A 14810-nucleotide genomic window follows, 5' to 3' on the forward strand; every position below is an offset into this window, starting at 1 on the left:
GGTCGAAGGTGGTGAGCACCAGCACGTCCGAGGTGCCCTCGGCGGTGATCTCCCCCGTGACGGCCACCACGGCGGCACCGCGGGCGGACCTCGGCGGGCCGTCCCTAGGGCAGCGACAGGGGAAGGCCCTTGAGCGCCACGCGGGCCGCCGCCCGGGCCGCCTCGACGACGGGCTCCCGCGCCGTCGGCGAGAAGGCCAGGTACACCGGGAGCGGTGCCGGCGCGGCCCGCAGGGCGTCGAGCGGTGCCGGGCGCAGCGAGGGGTCGCGGTGATGGGCGTCCGCGGTGAGGACGGTGTAGGCGAGCCCCGCCTGGACCGAGGCCCGGACGGCCAGGGGGTCGGAGCACCAGGGCGCCGACCGCCAGGGCACCCGGTTCTCGGCGAGCGTCTCGACGATCCGCCGGCTGAGCGCCGAACGCTCACCGACCAGCGCCACCGGGAGACGGTCCTCGGGCACCACCCGGACCTGCCCGAACCAGGCCAGGTGCATCCGGCCGAGCATCTCGCAGTGCGGTGTCTCGGTGCCCAGCAGGACGGCCGCCTCCAGTTCCCCGAGCGCGAGTTTGTCGGCGAGCACCGCACTGAGCCCGGTGGCGGTGGCGCAGCGGAATCCCGGTCTTTCGGTGGCGAGCTGGCTGAGCATGGCGCGCAACCCGTCGGCGAAATGCACCGAACAGCCCATGCTGAACCATTCCTGGCCGCGCAGACCCGCGATGGTGCCGAGCACCTCGTTGTTCAGCAGAATCACGCGCCGGGCGTGGGCCAGCACCTCCCGGCCGGCCGGTGTGAGCCGCAGCGGCCTTTTGTCGCGCTGGAAGACCGGTTCCTGAAGAATGCACTCCAGACGCTGGATCTGCTGACTGATGGTCGGCTGCGTCACATGGAGTGCCTGTGAGGCACGGGCAAAACCGCCCTCGTCGACCACGGCGACGAGGGCGCGCAGAAGTTTCAGCTCGATGTCACGCTGCGCCACTTTCTCACACCCGATCTCAAAAGGCGCACCCACGGAAACGGGGTGCGCGCGTCCGGAAAGCAGAACGCATTTCACGGGAACTTTCACCGGGCGGCCCGGCCGCCGGAATCCGCCGATTCATCGACGTGCGAACATCGGTCAAGGCTCGACTGGCGTTCGGGGCGTATCGATCAGGCCGTCGTGGATCACAGCTCAGCCCCCTGCCGACTCTCGTCTCCCACCCTGCCGAACGGACCCATCTTCCATCATCGATCGAATGTACGACAGCGATCCGTCGGCATGACTGGATTCTGCGGGTCCGGAAGTGGAGACCCTCCGGGTCACCGCCCCCACCGCTCCCGCCGGACGCGGGCTGAACAGCGGTGTCCGGAACCCGCCGGCGGGCCGGCCCCGGCCGGACGGCCCGGCGCGCACGACCGGCAGCGCGGATTCCGGACAACCGGCGGCCCCGTCCCGTCCGGGCGGTGTCCGGTACCGGTTCCCCGGCGGCCCTTGCGCGGCGCCCCGCGTCCGGGCGACGGTGGGGTCCGCAATGATCGGCGACGGCGGACCGGGGCCGTCCGGCACGAAGGGGGCGCCCGTGGCGGCCGAGGACGTCAACCCGCTCTGGTACCTCCTGGCGGCGCCCCAGCAGGCCTTCGAGGCCGTGCGCCGCCGCTTCCCCGTCCCCTCCGACCGCGCCCTGCGGGCCCACGCCGTCTCCTTCGAGGCCGACGCCGCCCGGGCCCGGGAGATCGGCCGGATCGACGGCCTGGTCGAGCGCCTCGGCGGCGTGCCGGGGGTGACCCACGTCCTCACCCGGCTCAGCGACCGCTGCTTCCGGACGGACCACTCCCACGCCACGGGCATCCGCGCCTGGCACATGGTCGGCCAGGTCACCGGCAGCGCCTACTTCTCCACCCCGCTGGAGGTGCCCGAGCTGCTGCGCCGGATCCGGGACGCCGAGGTGGCCGGCTGGGGCACCGGCCTGGCGGGGGACCCGCGGCTGCCGGAGCAGCCGGGCACCGTCGCCGCGGCGCTGGCCCACTACCGGGACGGCGGCCTGCGGGCGGACGGGACGGAGCGCCCGCCGCCCCGGATCGCGATGTCCGGCACGACCCTCGACTGGGACCTCCCGGGCAGCCCGCTCCCCGACCCGCCGCCGCTCCCCGCCGACGGCGGGCTGTACTCCTGGCGGCGTGACGACCCGGACGCGGTGGAGAAGGTGCTCGCCGCGCGGGCCCGGCACGGGCTGGTGCTGCGGCTCGAATTCGGCGGGCACTGGAATCCCGACATCCGGTACTACTACGGGGTGCGCAGGCGGCCGCGCCGAGGGGGCCGGTGGCGCCGCCGGACGGAGGTGGTGCGGGGCCCGGACGCCTGACGGCCGCCCGGCGTCCGGTGTCCGGCTGCGGCGGCGGGCGGGCCGCGGCCGGCCGCCCGGGTGCGGGCGCCGCTCACCTGTTCGGGCCAGCAACGGGTCTTGCCCCCGCGCCCCGCCGGGTAGGCATGGAGGCATGACCCACGCCGCCGAGCCCGCGCAGCCCCGCCCGGCCGCCGCAGTCCCCCCGGCCACGGCCGCCGCCCCGGCCGCCGGTGCCGGCTCCGGTCCCCGCACCGTCCCCACCGCCACGTACCGGCTCCAGCTCCAGCCCGGCTTCACCCTGCGCGACGCCACCGCCGCCGTCCCCTACCTGGCCGCCCTCGGCGTCTCCCACCTGCACCTCTCCCCCCTGCTGACCGCCGCGCCCGGCTCCGCCCACGGGTACGACACCGTCGACCACGGCCACGTCTCCGAACAGCTCGGCGGCGAGCCGGCCCTGCGCGCGCTGGCCGCCGAGGCACACCGCCACGGCCTGCGGCTGATCGCCGACGTGGTGCCCAACCACATGGCCGTGCCCGTCCCCGAACACCTCAACCGGCCGCTCTGGCAGGTCCTGCGGGACGGGCCCGACTCCCCGTACGCGCGCTGGTTCGACATCGACTGGACCGCCCAGAGCGGCCCCGCGGACGCCCCGGCGCGCGGCCGGGTGCTGCTGCCGCTGCTCGGCGACCGGCTCGGCGCCGTCCTCGACCAGCTCGCCGTCGACGGCGACACCCTCCGCTACCACGACCACGTGCTGCCGCTGCGCCCCGGCACCGAGGAGCTGGCGCTGCCGGAACTGCTCGGACGGCAGTGGTACCGGCTCGCGTGGTGGCGGCTGGCCCGCACCGAGCTCAACTACCGGCGGTTCTTCACCGTCAACGAGCTGATCGCCGTCCGGGTGGAGGACCCGGAGGTCTTCGAGGCCACCCACGGCGTGCTGCTGCGGCTGCACCGCGAGGGCGTGCTCGACGGCTTCCGGATCGACCACCCCGACGGGCTCGCCGACCCCCGCGGCTACCTGGAGCGGCTCGCCGGGGCCACCGGCGGGGCGTACACGGTGGTGGAGAAGATCCTCACCGGGGACGAGCGGCTGCCCGCCGACTGGCCCTGCGCCGGCACCACCGGCTACGACGCGCTGCGCCGGATCGACGGGGTCCTCACCGACCACGCGGGCGCCTGCCGGCTGGCCGGGCTGTACGAGGCCTTCCTCACCGGGGCCGGGCCGCGCGGAGAACCCTGTGCCGACCCGCACCCGGCACTGGCCGCCGCCCGGCGGGGGCGCGCCGACATGACCGGCCCCGGGGGCGAGCTGGCCGCCGAGGTGTCGCGGCTGGTCCGGCTGGCCCTGCGGCTCGGCGCCACCGAGCCCGCCCACGCCGACCACCCGCCGGAGCGGCTGCGCGCCGCGCTGCGCCGGCTGCTCACCGGCTACCCGGCGTACCGCCCGTACGTACGGCCCGGGGAGCCGCTTCCGGAGGCCTCGGCCGCACAGCTGGCGGCCGCGCGCGGGGCCGACGACGGACCGACCGACGCGACGGACCGCTTCGTCGCCGGCCTCGCCGCGGGCGCGCTCGGGGGCGGTCCCGAACAGGACGAGTTCGCCGTCCGGTTCGCCCAGACCGCCGCCGCGGTGGCCGCCAAGGGCGTCGAGGACACCGCCTTCTACCGCTGGAACGCCCTGCTCGGCCTGAACGAGGTCGGCGGCGACCCGGCCCGGCCCGGACTGCGGCCGGAGGACTTCCACGCCTGGTGCCACTACGTGGAACGGCACTGGCCGCACACCATGACGGTGCTCTCCACCCATGACACCAAGCGCAGCGCCGACGCCCGTGCCCGGCTCGCCGTGCTGGCCGAGCAGCCCGAGGACTGGGCCGCCGAGGCCGCCGCCTGGTCCACCGCCGCGGGGCACGGGCCGGCCGGCCGCGCCGGTCCCGGTCCCGACCCCGACAGTGACTGGACGCTCTGGCAGACCCTGGTCGCCGCCTGGCCGGTCACCCCGGAGCGGCTGGTCGCCGCGGTGCTCAAGGCCGCCCGGGAGGCCAAGGTCCACACCTCCTGGACGACGCAGGACATCCGCTTCGAACGCGCCCTCGCCGACCGGGTGCACGCCGTCTTCGGCAACCCCGGCCTGCTGCCCCGGATCGAGGGCCGGGTGGCCGCGATCGCCCCGTACGCGCGGTCCAACACGCTCGCCGCCGCGCTGCTGCACCTCACCGTGCCCGGCGTGCCGGACCTCTACCAGGGCAGCGAGGAACCGCTGCACACCCTGGTCGACCCCGACAACCGGCGCGCCGTCGACCTCGGCGCCCTGGCCGTACGGCTCACCGACGCACCGGCCGCCCGCCCCGGCGACCTCGCCCGGGAGAAGCTGCACCTCACCACCACCGCCCTGCACCTGCGCCGCACCCGGCCGCTGGGCGCCCACCGCCCGCTCACCGCCGTCGGCCCGGCCGCCGGCCACCTGCTCGCCTTCGGACGCGGACCGGACGTCGTCACCGCCGTCACCCGCCTGCCGTACCGCCTGGCCAGCTCCGGCGGCTGGCGCGGCACCGAACTGCACCTGCCCGCCGGCGGCGACTGGACCGACGAACTGACGCGACGGCACTTCCCCTCCGGGGCGGTCCCGCTGGACGACCTGCTGGCCGACCTCCCGGTGGCCCTGCTGACCAGGAGGAGCACCGCATGAGGTACCGGGTCTGGGCCCCGTACGCCGCCGAGCGGGTCGAGGTCGCCGTCGACGGCGCCCGGCACCCGCTGCACCGGGACGCGGACCGCGCGGGGTGGTGGCACGGCGAGGCACCCGCCGGGGACTACGCGTTCGTGCTCGACGGCGGCCGCCCGCTGCCCGACCCGCGCTCGCCCCGCCAGCCGCACGGCCCCGACGGCCCCAGCCGGGCCGTCGACCACGCCGCCTTCAACTGGTCGCACACCGGGTGGCGCGGGCGTCCGCTCGCCGGGGCCGTCCTGTACGAGCTGCACCTGGGCACCTTCACCGCCGCCGGCACCTTCGACGCGGCGGCCCGGCACCTGGACCACCTGGCGGGACTCGGCGTCGACTTCGTCGAACTGATGCCGGTCTGCCCCTTCCCCGGCAAGCACGGCTGGGGGTACGACGGCGTCTCGCTCTGGGCGGTGCACGAGCCCTACGGCGGGCCGGAGGGCCTGAAGCGCTTCGTCGACGCCGCCCACCGCAAGGGCATCGGCGTCGTCCTCGACGTGGTGCACAACCACCTCGGCCCGGCCGGCAATCACCTCCCGCAGTTCGGACCGTACTTCACCGAGCGCCACCACACCCCGTGGGGCTCGGCCGTCAACCTGGACGCGCCCGGCTCCGACGAGGTGCGCGCCTACCTCGTCGGCAGCGCGCTGGCCTGGCTGCGCGACTACCGGATCGACGGCCTGCGGCTGGACGCCGTGCACGCCCTCGCCGACGACCGGGCGGTCCACTTCCTGGAGGAACTCGCCACCGAGGTCGACCGGCTGGCGGTGGCGACCAACCGGCCGCTGTTCCTGATCGCCGAGTCCGACCTCAACGACCCGCGCACCACCGCCCCGCGCGAGGCCGGCGGGCACGGCCTCGCCGCCCAGTGGAGCGACGACTTCCACCACGCCCTGCACTGCGCCCTCACCGGTGAGTCCCAGGGCTACTACGGGGACTTCGCCGCCGCCCCGCTCACCGCCGTCGCCAGGGCGCTCACCCGGGGGTTCTTCCACGACGGCACCTGGTCCTCGTTCCGCGGCCGCCACCACGGCCGGCCGTTCCCGCCCGCGCACGGCGAGCGGCTGCTCGGCTACCTCCAGACCCACGACCAGGTCGGCAACCGGGCGCTCGGCGACCGCATCTCCACCGGCCTCTCCCCCGGCCGGCTCGCCTGCGGCGCCGCCCTGGTGCTCACCTCGCCGTTCACCCCGATGCTGTTCATGGGCGAGGAGTGGGGCGCGGCCACGCCCTGGCAGTACTTCACCGACCACACCGACCCGAACCTCGCGGAGGCCGTCCGCCGGGGCCGGCGCCGGGAGTTCACCGAGCACGGCTGGCCGGCCGACGCGGTGCCGGACCCCCAGGAGCCCGCCACCGTGCTGCGCTCCGTCCTCGACTGGACCGAGCCGCGGCGCGCGCCGCACGACCGGCTGCTGGAGTGGTACCGGCTGCTGCTCCGGCTCCGGCGGGAGCGGCCGGAGCTGTCGGACCCCGACCTGGCGGCCGTCCGGGCGGACGCCGACGAGGAGGCCGGGTCACTGGTGGTCCACCGGGGCCGGCACCGGGTGGCGGTCAACCTCGGCCCGCGGGCGCTGGTGCTGCCGCTCGGCGGGGAGGTGGTGGCGGCCTTCGGGGAGCACACCGCCGAGGGCGGCCGGCTCACCCTGGGGCCCGACTCCGTCGCGGTCCTGGAGGGGTGACCGCCGGTCACCCCAGGAAGGCGCCGATCCGCCCGCGCAGCCCGTGGGCGTCCAGGCCGTAGGCGGTCAGGTGCTCGGGGACCGAGCCGTACTGCCGGTGCTCGGCGCGCGGCACGCCGAGCGCCAGCACCCGGTGCGGGCGGTCGGCGAGCGCCTCGTGCGCCTCGTTGGCCGAGGTCCCGGCCAGGTACGGCTCGACCAGCACCACGTCGGCGACCAGCTCGGTGGCGGCCCGCAGCGCGGCACCGTCGAACGGGCGGACGGTGGCCGCGTACAGCACCGTGACGTCGAGGTTCCCGGTGGCGGCGAGCACCGCGTCCAGCATCGGGCCGACCGCGACCACCGTGCCCCGGCTCCCCCGCCGGACGACGGCGAACCGGCCGGCCTCGACGTCGACGGCGTGCTCGTTGCGGTGCTCGGAGAGCCGGACGTACACCTTGCGGTCGCCGTCCGCGACCGCGTGCCGCAGCAGCCGCTCCGCCTCGTCCGGGTGGCCGGGGACGTGCACCGTCCAGTCGGGCAGGGTGTCCAGCAGGGCGACGTCCCCGGGCGCCATGTGGGTGCGCCCACCGGCCGGCCAGTCGTAGGAGCCGGCCGCGCTCACCAGCACGGCACCGACGCCCTGGTGGCCGAGGTCCAGCTTGACCTGCTCGAAGGGGCGCTCGACGAGGAAGCTCGCGAAGGTGTGGGCGACCGGCCGGAGCCCGGTGAGGGCCAGCCCGGCGGTGGCGCCGATCAGCAGTTGCTCGCGGATGCCGACGTTGATCAGCCGGTCCGGGTGCCGTGCGGCGGCCTCCCGGAAGCCGGCGGCGCTGACGTCCGCCAGGACGACGGCCAGCCGCGGGTCCTCGTCCAGCAGGGCGGACGTGATCCCGATGAAGCGCTCGCGCATGCTGTCCATGATCGTGGGGTTCCTTCCCGGTTCAGGAGTTCTTGGGCTCGACGCGGGCCACCACGGCGCGCGGCCGGCCCGGGTGCCGTGCGGTGTACGCGGCGTACAGCGCCTCGTGGTCGCGGCCGTCGACCGTCTCCGCCGACCAGCCCTCGGCGGCGAAGCGTGCCGCGATGCCGCCCTGCCAGCCGTGCGTGGCCGAGGAGTTGTCGATCACCAGGGCGTGCAGGCGGTCCAGGCCGAAGGCGCCGGCGAAGGCCACCGCCTCGTGGTTGGAGCCCTCGTCGAACTCGGCGTCCCCGATCAGCACCCAGACCGCCGGGTCGCCCAGCCCCTGGGCCCGCAGACCGAGCGCCGCGCCGACCGCGATCGGCAGGCCGTGGCCCAGCGAGCCCGAGCTGATCTCCGCCCCGGGGATCAGCAGCCGGTCCGGGTGGTGGCCGAGCGGCGAGTCGTAGGCGCCGAAGCTCGGCAGCACGGCCGGGTCCAGGAAGCCCTTGGCCGCGAGCACCGCGTAGTAGGCCATCGGGCCGTGGCCCTTGGAGAGCAGGAAGCGATCCCGCTCCTGGTCGTCGACGGTGTCCGGGGTCACCCGCAGGACCCGGTCGTAGAGCACCCACAGGGCGTCCAGGGTGGAGGTGGCGGCGGGGTCGTGCTTCTCGTCGCCGGTCATCAGCGCCATCAGACCCGGCAGCTCGGCGTAGCCGGGGAGGATCGGGGTCGTCGTCATGCCCCCGATGCTGCAACTTGAAGCGGACTTCAGGTCAAGCGCTACAGTGACGCCCATGAGCGCGAACAGCCCCGCCCGCCACGACCTGCTCACCATCGGCCAGCTCGGCGAGCGCAGCGGCCTCGCCGCCTCCGCCCTGCGGTACTACGAGCGGCTGGGGCTGATCCACGCCACCCGCACCACCGGCAACCAGCGCCGCTACACCCGCGGCACGCTGCGCCGGATCGCCTTCGTCCGGGCGGCCCAGCGGGTCGGGCTGTCGCTGGAGGAGGCCAAGGTCGCCCTGGACCGCCTGCCCGAGCACCGCGCGCCCAGCGGTGCCGAGTGGGACGGCGTCGCGGAGTCCTGGCAGACCCGGATCGACGAGCAGATCGCGGAGCTGGAGCGGCTGAAGGCCAAGCTCACCGGCTGCATCGGCTGCGGCTGCCTGTCGCTCACCCGCTGCGGCCTCTACAACGCCGGCGACCGCGCCGGCGCGGCCGGGCCCGGTGCCCGCTACCTCCTCACCCGTGACCCCGCCACCGGCCCGGAGCCGTCCGTCGACGCCTTCGAGGAGTGACCGGGCGGCCCGGCACCGTGCCGGGCCCGTGTCGTGCCGTGCCGTGCCGCCGAGCGTGGATCCGGCCGGGGTGTTCGGACATTCGTACGTTCGGACACGAGTTCGCACGGAATTCCGCCGGACCACCGTTCGACCCCCGCCGTTCGGCCCCCGTCTTCCGACGGGGCGCAAAAGGAAAGTACGCCGATTTCCCCAGGAAAACGCGGGAGCCCTCCCCGGCGCACGCGGCACCGGGGAGGGCGGTCACATTTCATTCAGCCGCGGGTCAGTTCCACTTCTGGTAGCTGCCGCCGTTGCCGGCCAGCGTGTAGACGTTCCCGTTGACGTTGCTGTCCAGGTAGCCGCCGGTGGCGAGGTCCCGGTAGAACCAGCCGTTGCCGCCCCACTCCTTGACCCACTTCTGGTAGCTGCCGCCGTTGCAGCCGAGGGTGTAGACGTTGCCGGCACCGTTGCTGTCCAGGCACCGGCCGGTGGCCAGGTTCTTCAGGGTGAAGGTGTTGCCACCCAGGTCCTCGGCCCACCAGACCTGGTAGGAGCCGCCGTTGGCGCCCAGGGTGTAGACGTCGCCATTGCCGTTGCTGTCCAGGACGCGGCTGGTGGCGAGGTTGGTGAGGGTGACGTAGCCGGAGGCGAGACCGGCCCGGCCGGGAGCGGCGTCGGCCTGACCGGCGACCAGGAACGTCATCCCGCCGGCGAGGACCGCCGTCGAGGCGACGAGGGCGGCGGAGCGCTTGAAGAGCTTCATCGCAATTCCTTCCGGTGTCGACCGGCCCCGTGACCGGTCGATGCCGAACTTATCCAACAATTCCCTCGCGGTGGATTTCCGGTGCTCCCGGCAGGCCCGCGTTCGGCCACCCGGAATGGACCCATCCGTGTTTCCGGGACGTGAATGGAACAATTCCCGCCGGTTTTCCCCGAACGGCATGCCGCGCTCCGCCCGGTCCCCGCTGGACAGAGTTCGCCGACGGACGGATGTCATGGCAATGCCGGACGAGGCGGCGGGAAAGGTGCACAACGGGTCACCGGGCGCGCGGGAGGCTCGCGACGGCAACTTGGCCGGATCCGGCGACGGCGGCCTGCCCGGCGGCGACGGTCGGCCCGGCGGCGACGGTGGGCCCGGAGTCCGGCAGCGTCGACGGGCCCGCCGCCGTCAGTTCTCCCGGCCGCGGGCGCGCAGGGCGAGACCGAGGCCCGTCGCGGCCGCCACGACGCCGAGCAGGGCCAACGGGCGCGACCACTCGCCCGCGCCGGTGTCGGCGAAGGCGGCCGGCAGGACGAGCGCCGAGGCGGCCAGGGCCGCGAGGGTGTGGGCGGGCCGGGGGCGGCGGCGTTCGGGGCCGAGGGCGTCGAGGAGCAGGAGGTAGGCGGTCAGCAGCACGGCGGCGGCCGCGCCCCGCCAGGGGCCGGGCTCGCCCGCCGCGGCGAGCAGGACGCAGCCGGCCGCCGTCATCGTGGTGCGCCGGGCCGCCAGGCGGGCCGGGAAGGTGCTGGGCCGCTCGGCCGGCTCCGGCGGCGGCGGGGCCGCCACGACCGCCAGCGCGAGCAGGACGGCCAGCCCGATCGGCCCGGTCCGGTCGAAGACGCTCCCCTCGGCGCCCACCCCGGCGCAGGCCGCCGCCAGGGCACCGGCGACCAGACGGAGCAGGGCGCGCTCCCGCCACCGCGCGCTGCGGCCCGTCATCGGGAACCTCCCGCGATCCGGCGCCGCAGCAGCGGCGCGAGCGCGAGGTCGAGCGCCTCGCCGGGGGTGTGGCGGACGACCGGGACGCCGCGGGCGCGCAGGGCCGCCCGCATCGCCTCGCGCTCGGCGCGCCAGAGCCTCAGGGCCGGTCCGCCCACCTCGTCGTCCTGGTCGACGACCGGTTCGCCCACCGGGATCTCCACCACGACGAGCGGGTTGCCGTGGTCCCCGACGCGGCCGAGCACCTCCAGGATCCGCTGGTCGGCCAGCGGCGTGAACGCGTGGACCAGGGCGTGCCGGGGCAGCGCGGGCAGCGGCAGCCGGGGCGGCACCGGCCCCCGGTGGGCGCGGTCCTGACGGACCTCCAGCACCGCCTCGACCATCCGGTGGAACTGGCGTTCGCCGGTCGCGGCGGTGAGCCACCGCAACTGTCCGCCGACCGCGACCAGGCCGACCCGGTCGTGCCGGCGCAGGTGGGCGCGGGTCAGTCCGGCGGCCGCGCGCAGGCTCTCGTCCAGGCTGGACAGCCCGGTGGCCGGGTCCTGGAAGTCGTCGAAGGTGTCGAGCAGGACCACCGCGTCGGAGGCCCGCTCGGCGGCGAACCGGTTGATCTGGATGCTGCCGCGGCGGGTGGTGGACGGCCAGTGGATGCGTCGCTGGCGTTCGCCGTGGATGTGCGGGCGCACGCCGGTCACCTCGACGCCGGAGCCCTCGTGGCGGGTGGTGTGCTCGCCGATCCGCTCGGGCAGCCGGACCGGGACCGGGGTGAACCGGGCCGCCGCGGGCACCGGGAAGACGTCCGCGCTGCCGAGCGCGACGCGCACGGTCCGGCGGGCCAGGGCGCCCGCGTCGTGCACGTCGATGTCGACGGTGCCCAGGCTCCAGCGGCCCCAGCGGTCGGCGCGCAGCGCCAGGTCGACCCCGGTCGCGCGGACGGTCAGCCCCTCCAGGACCGTGCCGGGGCCCAGGGCGATCACGGGGTCGAGCGGGCCGGTCCGTCCGTCGTGCGCGATCTCGACGCGGGCGGTGATGCGCTCGCCCTCGAAGCAGCGGCGCGGCGTGACCACGGCGGTGGCGTCCAGGCCGGTGGGCCGGCTGCCGCCGGGGGAGGCCAGCAGGAGCAGGACGGCCGGGGCGGCGGCGAGCGCGAACAGCCAGGCGTGCCCGGTGACGAGGGCCGCGACGGCGGCGGCGGTGGCGACGGTCAGCAGACGCAGGGTCCGCTCGGTGGGGCGCCAGTGCGGCGAGGGCGGGTTGCTGGGCAGGCCTTCGGCGGTGGCCCGGCCGCTGCGGGCGAGGATCCGTTCGGTCGCCGGGTCGGCGGGCGGGGCGGCCGGGGCGGCCGGGGCGGTCCCGCCGGCGGGCGGCGGAACGGCGGACGGCGGGGCGGCGGGGGCCGTCCCGGTGCGCTCGGCGCTCACCGCGCGGCGTCCTCGCCCGGACCCGCGGCCGCCCCGGCACCGGAGGCGGCCGCGACGCGCGGCAGGGTCTGCGGCGCCGGCACCCGGGCCACCAGCCGGGACACCACCTCGTCCGCCTCGACCTGGCGCACCCACAACTCCGGCTTGAGGGTGATGCGGTGGGCCAGCGCGGGCACGGCGAGCTCCTTGACGTCCTCCGGCGTCAGGTAGTCGCGGCCCTCCAGCAGCGCGCGGGCGCGGCCCAGTTGCACCAGTGCCAGCCCTCCGCGCGGCGAGGCGCCGACCTCGATCTGCGGATCGCGGCGGGTGGCGTCGATCAGCGCGATCACGTAGTCCACCAGGTCGTCGTCGACCTCCACCCGCTCCACCGCGGCCCGCACGGCGAGCAGTTCGGCGGGGCCGCAGACGGCGTCCAGGACCGCCTCGGGGGCGGACCGGTCCAGCCGGGCGCGCAGCATCGCGGCCTCCAGGCCGGTGGACAGGTACCCCATCCGCACCCGGAGCAGGAACCGGTCCAGCTGCGCCTCCGGGAGGGCGTAGGTGCCCTCGTACTCGATCGGGTTGGCGGTGGCGATCACCGCGAAGGGCCGCGGCAGGAGGCGGGTCTCCCCGTCGACCGAGACCTGGCCCTCGGCCATCGCCTCCAGCAGCGCGGCCTGGGTCTTCGGCGGGGTGCGGTTGATCTCGTCGGCCAGCAGCAGCTGGGTGAAGAGCGGGCCGGGCCGGAACACCATCTCACCGCTGTGCTGGTCGTAGAACGGCGCGCCGGTGACGTCCGAGGGCAGCAGGTCGGGCGTGAACTGGATCCGGCGGAAGTCCAGCCCCAGGGTGGTCGCGAACGAGCGGGCCAGCAGCGTCTTGCCGAGCCCGGGCAGGTCCTCGATCAGCACGTGGCCCCCGGCGAGGATGCCCAGCATCACCAGGCGCAGCGCCTCGGGCTTGCCGACGACGGCGCGCTCGATCTCCCGCAGCACCGCGCGGGCGCGCTCCCCGGCCTGCTGCGGCGTCAGCGGGCCGGCCCCGCCCGGGGCGGCCGGGTCGTCGGCCGGTCCGGTGGTCGGACCGGCCGGGGCCTGCGGGGCGGTGGTCATGGCTCTCCTGACGGGGCGGTGGGCCGGCGGCGGTCGGGCCGCGGCGGCGGAACGGCGAAGGGGGTGGCGGGGACGGAAGCAGGGGTGGGTGGCCGGTCCGTCGGGCTACAGGGATTCCAGCCGGTCGACGAGGGCCGACAGGACGTCCGGCGGGAAGGCCGGGGCCGGTGGATCGCCGTCCGGGTCGATCCAGGGCCAGAGGCGGGGGCCGATCAGCTCCGCCGCCCGGTCCCGGTCCGCGGCGAGCGAGAGGTGGTGGACCTCCGACAGCCGGGCGGCGAACAGCCGTTGGAGCCGGCCGCGCAGGAGGTGCGCGTCGCCGTCCGGGGCCAGCCCCTCGCGCACGGTCCCGTACCAGTCGCCGAGGCCCGGTTCGCGCGCGTCCCGCAGCCGCTGGCGGCGGCGCAGGCTCACCTCCAGCACCCCGGCACCGGCGACGTACCGCCCGGTGAGCAGCCCGGCCACGACGAGCAGGACCGCTCCGGCGGTGACCGCGGGCGGGCCGCCGACCAGACCGAACACGGTCTCGGCGAGGACGGCGACGGCGGCCGTCGCGATCAGGACCCGCCGCACGGAGCCCGGTCCGGCCGCTCCCCGGGGGCGCTCCCCCGGTGCCCCGGCGGGCCGGGAGGCGCTCATCGCCGGCCCCCGGCCGCGGCGGCCGGGCCGGTGGCGGGCTCCCCGCCGCCGTCCGGGCGGGCGGCGGCCAGCCGGGCCGCGATGGCGTCCAGCGCGGTGCGGGCCCGCCGCACCCGGTCGTCGTCCATCGGGTGGGTCGAGTACCGGGCCTCCCGGAACAGCTCGGTGAGCTCGTGCGCGGGGGCCCGGTCGACCCGGTCGTCGGCGACGGCCCGCTCCAGCAGTTCCGCCGGGCTGTCGCCGACCTCCCGCCGCAGCCCGGACTCCGCCAGCGAACGCTCCATCGCGGCGTAGCAGGCGATCACGGCGGCCCGCGCGTCGGCGCCGTGCAGGGACCGCCGGGCGGTCTCGACGGCGGCGGCGAGGACGTCCTCGGGCGCGGGGCCGACCGGGCCGACCCCGGGCAGCGGCCCGCCGTACCGGCGCCGCCGGAGACGGAACACCAGGCTCCGGAGCAGCGCCACCACCAGCAGGGCCACACCGATCGCGACCAGGACGTACAGGAGCACGGCGAGCGGACCGGAGACGTCGGCCGGCGTGCCCTGCTCCGGGAGGTCGGTCTCCGTCGCGGTGGGCTGGGGCACCGGCACCCGCTCGGGCCCCTCCGCGGCCGGCCGGGGCAGCCGGTTGTGCAGGACCAGCGCCAGCACCGGGACCCCCGCGGCGGCGCCGCCCAGCAGCACCACGGCGGCGGTGCGCAGGCGTTCGGCCCGCGGCGTCGGGCCGGCCAGCGGACGGACCGTCTCCCGCAGGTGCACCGCGAACCGGCCGACGAGACCCGCCCAGCCGACGGCGATCAGCACCACGGCGCCGGTCCCGCCGACCGGCGGCTCCCCGGGAGTGCCCAGCAGGCCGCCGTCCGGGCGCAGCGCCGCGGCGGCGAGCAGCAGCCCGCCGACCACCAGCACCAGCGGCACCGTCCGGCCGCCGGGCACCGCCCCGGCCGCGCGGGCGCCGCCGGGTCCCCGCGGTGGCACGTTCTCAGTCATGGACCCCCCGGTCCTGCCCGCGCGTGCCCGGTGGCGCGCGCGGGTGGAAGCGTCGCACACCGACGGTCGGACTGTCATCACCGGTCCG

Annotated in this window: 13 protein-coding genes; 4 read left to right on the forward strand and 9 right to left on the reverse strand. The window is 76.4% G+C overall.

Annotated elements, in window-relative coordinates:
* Positions 1-104: 104 nt before the first annotated feature.
* Positions 105-974: a LysR family transcriptional regulator gene (locus tag ACFCX4_RS13660; RefSeq protein WP_376141715.1), complete on the reverse strand. Its 870-nt coding sequence runs from the start codon at positions 972-974 to the stop codon at positions 105-107.
* Between the two features lie 580 nt (positions 975-1554).
* Here ACFCX4_RS13660 and ACFCX4_RS13665 point away from each other — a divergent pair.
* The 3 genes from ACFCX4_RS13665 (at position 1555) to treZ (ending at position 6720) form a co-directional block, all read left to right on the forward strand.
* Positions 1555-2337 (forward strand): hypothetical protein, encoded by a 783-nt coding sequence (locus tag ACFCX4_RS13665; protein ID WP_376141718.1) that lies wholly within the window; start codon positions 1555-1557, stop codon positions 2335-2337.
* A gap of 133 nt (positions 2338-2470) precedes the next feature.
* Positions 2471-5005: a malto-oligosyltrehalose synthase gene (gene treY, locus ACFCX4_RS13670; RefSeq protein WP_376141721.1), complete on the forward strand. Its 2535-nt coding sequence runs from the start codon at positions 2471-2473 to the stop codon at positions 5003-5005.
* The gene (treZ, locus tag ACFCX4_RS13675) at positions 5002-6720 is read left to right on the forward strand and encodes a malto-oligosyltrehalose trehalohydrolase (protein ID WP_376141724.1); all 1719 of its coding nucleotides are present in this window, start codon (positions 5002-5004) and stop codon (positions 6718-6720) included. The genes treY and treZ overlap by 4 nt, the downstream gene beginning before the upstream one ends.
* Before the next feature lie 7 nt (positions 6721-6727).
* Here the strand turns inward: treZ and ACFCX4_RS13680 are convergent, their stop codons facing one another.
* Both ACFCX4_RS13680 and ACFCX4_RS13685 read right to left on the reverse strand, forming a co-directional pair.
* The gene (locus ACFCX4_RS13680) at positions 6728-7621 is read right to left on the reverse strand and encodes a transketolase family protein (RefSeq protein WP_376141727.1); all 894 of its coding nucleotides are present in this window, start codon (positions 7619-7621) and stop codon (positions 6728-6730) included.
* A gap of 22 nt (positions 7622-7643) precedes the next feature.
* Positions 7644-8342, reverse strand: a complete 699-nt coding sequence (locus ACFCX4_RS13685; protein WP_376141730.1) for a transketolase — start codon at positions 8340-8342, stop codon at positions 7644-7646.
* A gap of 55 nt (positions 8343-8397) precedes the next feature.
* Here ACFCX4_RS13685 and soxR point away from each other — a divergent pair, with 55 nt between their 5' ends.
* On the forward strand, positions 8398-8901 hold the full coding sequence (soxR, locus tag ACFCX4_RS13690; protein ID WP_376141732.1) for a redox-sensitive transcriptional activator SoxR: 504 nt from the start codon (positions 8398-8400) through the stop codon (positions 8899-8901).
* Between the two features lie 265 nt (positions 8902-9166).
* On the opposite strand, the gene ACFCX4_RS13695 is transcribed toward soxR, so the two are convergent.
* From ACFCX4_RS13695 to ACFCX4_RS13720, 6 genes are all read right to left on the reverse strand, one after another.
* On the reverse strand, positions 9167-9646 hold the full coding sequence (locus tag ACFCX4_RS13695) for an RICIN domain-containing protein (RefSeq protein ID WP_376141734.1): 480 nt from the start codon (positions 9644-9646) through the stop codon (positions 9167-9169).
* Positions 9647-10051: 405 nt separating this feature from the next.
* Positions 10052-10582, reverse strand: coding sequence for a hypothetical protein (locus ACFCX4_RS13700; protein WP_376141737.1), 531 nt, complete (start codon positions 10580-10582; stop codon positions 10052-10054).
* A complete protein-coding gene (locus tag ACFCX4_RS13705; protein WP_376141739.1) occupies positions 10579-12003 on the reverse strand; it encodes a DUF58 domain-containing protein in 1425 nt (474 codons plus the stop codon). Before ACFCX4_RS13705 ends, ACFCX4_RS13700 begins: the two co-directional genes overlap by 4 nt.
* Positions 12000-13094 carry an AAA family ATPase gene (locus ACFCX4_RS13710; protein WP_376141742.1) on the reverse strand — a complete coding sequence of 365 codons (1095 nt, stop codon included), beginning with the start codon at positions 13092-13094 and terminating at the stop codon, positions 12000-12002. Before ACFCX4_RS13710 ends, ACFCX4_RS13705 begins: the two co-directional genes overlap by 4 nt.
* A 105-nt stretch (positions 13095-13199) precedes the next feature.
* Positions 13200-13733, reverse strand: a complete 534-nt coding sequence (locus ACFCX4_RS13715) for a hypothetical protein (RefSeq protein WP_376141744.1) — start codon at positions 13731-13733, stop codon at positions 13200-13202.
* Entirely contained in the window at positions 13730-14722 is a 993-nt protein-coding gene (locus ACFCX4_RS13720) for a DUF4129 domain-containing protein (protein WP_376141747.1), read from the reverse strand. Before ACFCX4_RS13720 ends, ACFCX4_RS13715 begins: the two co-directional genes overlap by 4 nt.
* Positions 14723-14810: the final 88 nt, after the last annotated feature.

Source organism: Kitasatospora sp. NPDC056327, from assembly GCF_042261735.1.
Taxonomy (GTDB): domain Bacteria; phylum Actinomycetota; class Actinomycetes; order Streptomycetales; family Streptomycetaceae; genus Kitasatospora.

Bases quoted from the DNA above. Each gene is read 5' to 3' on its own strand.
- treY (WP_376141721.1), top strand. From the start codon at position 2,471: ATGACCCACGCCGCCGAGCCCGCGCAGCCCCGCCCGGCCGCCGCAGTC.
- treZ (WP_376141724.1), top strand. From the start codon at position 5,002: ATGAGGTACCGGGTCTGGGCCCCGTACGCCGCCGAGCGGGTCGAGGTC.
- ACFCX4_RS13680 (WP_376141727.1), bottom strand. From the start codon at position 7,621: ATGGACAGCATGCGCGAGCGCTTCATCGGGATCACGTCCGCCCTGCTG.
- ACFCX4_RS13685 (WP_376141730.1), bottom strand. From the start codon at position 8,342: ATGACGACGACCCCGATCCTCCCCGGCTACGCCGAGCTGCCGGGTCTG.
- soxR (WP_376141732.1), top strand. From the start codon at position 8,398: ATGAGCGCGAACAGCCCCGCCCGCCACGACCTGCTCACCATCGGCCAG.
- ACFCX4_RS13695 (WP_376141734.1), bottom strand. From the start codon at position 9,646: ATGAAGCTCTTCAAGCGCTCCGCCGCCCTCGTCGCCTCGACGGCGGTC.
- ACFCX4_RS13700 (WP_376141737.1), bottom strand. From the start codon at position 10,582: ATGACGGGCCGCAGCGCGCGGTGGCGGGAGCGCGCCCTGCTCCGTCTG.
- ACFCX4_RS13710 (WP_376141742.1), bottom strand. From the start codon at position 13,094: ATGACCACCGCCCCGCAGGCCCCGGCCGGTCCGACCACCGGACCGGCC.
- ACFCX4_RS13715 (WP_376141744.1), bottom strand. From the start codon at position 13,733: ATGAGCGCCTCCCGGCCCGCCGGGGCACCGGGGGAGCGCCCCCGGGGA.
- ACFCX4_RS13720 (WP_376141747.1), bottom strand. From the start codon at position 14,722: ATGACTGAGAACGTGCCACCGCGGGGACCCGGCGGCGCCCGCGCGGCC.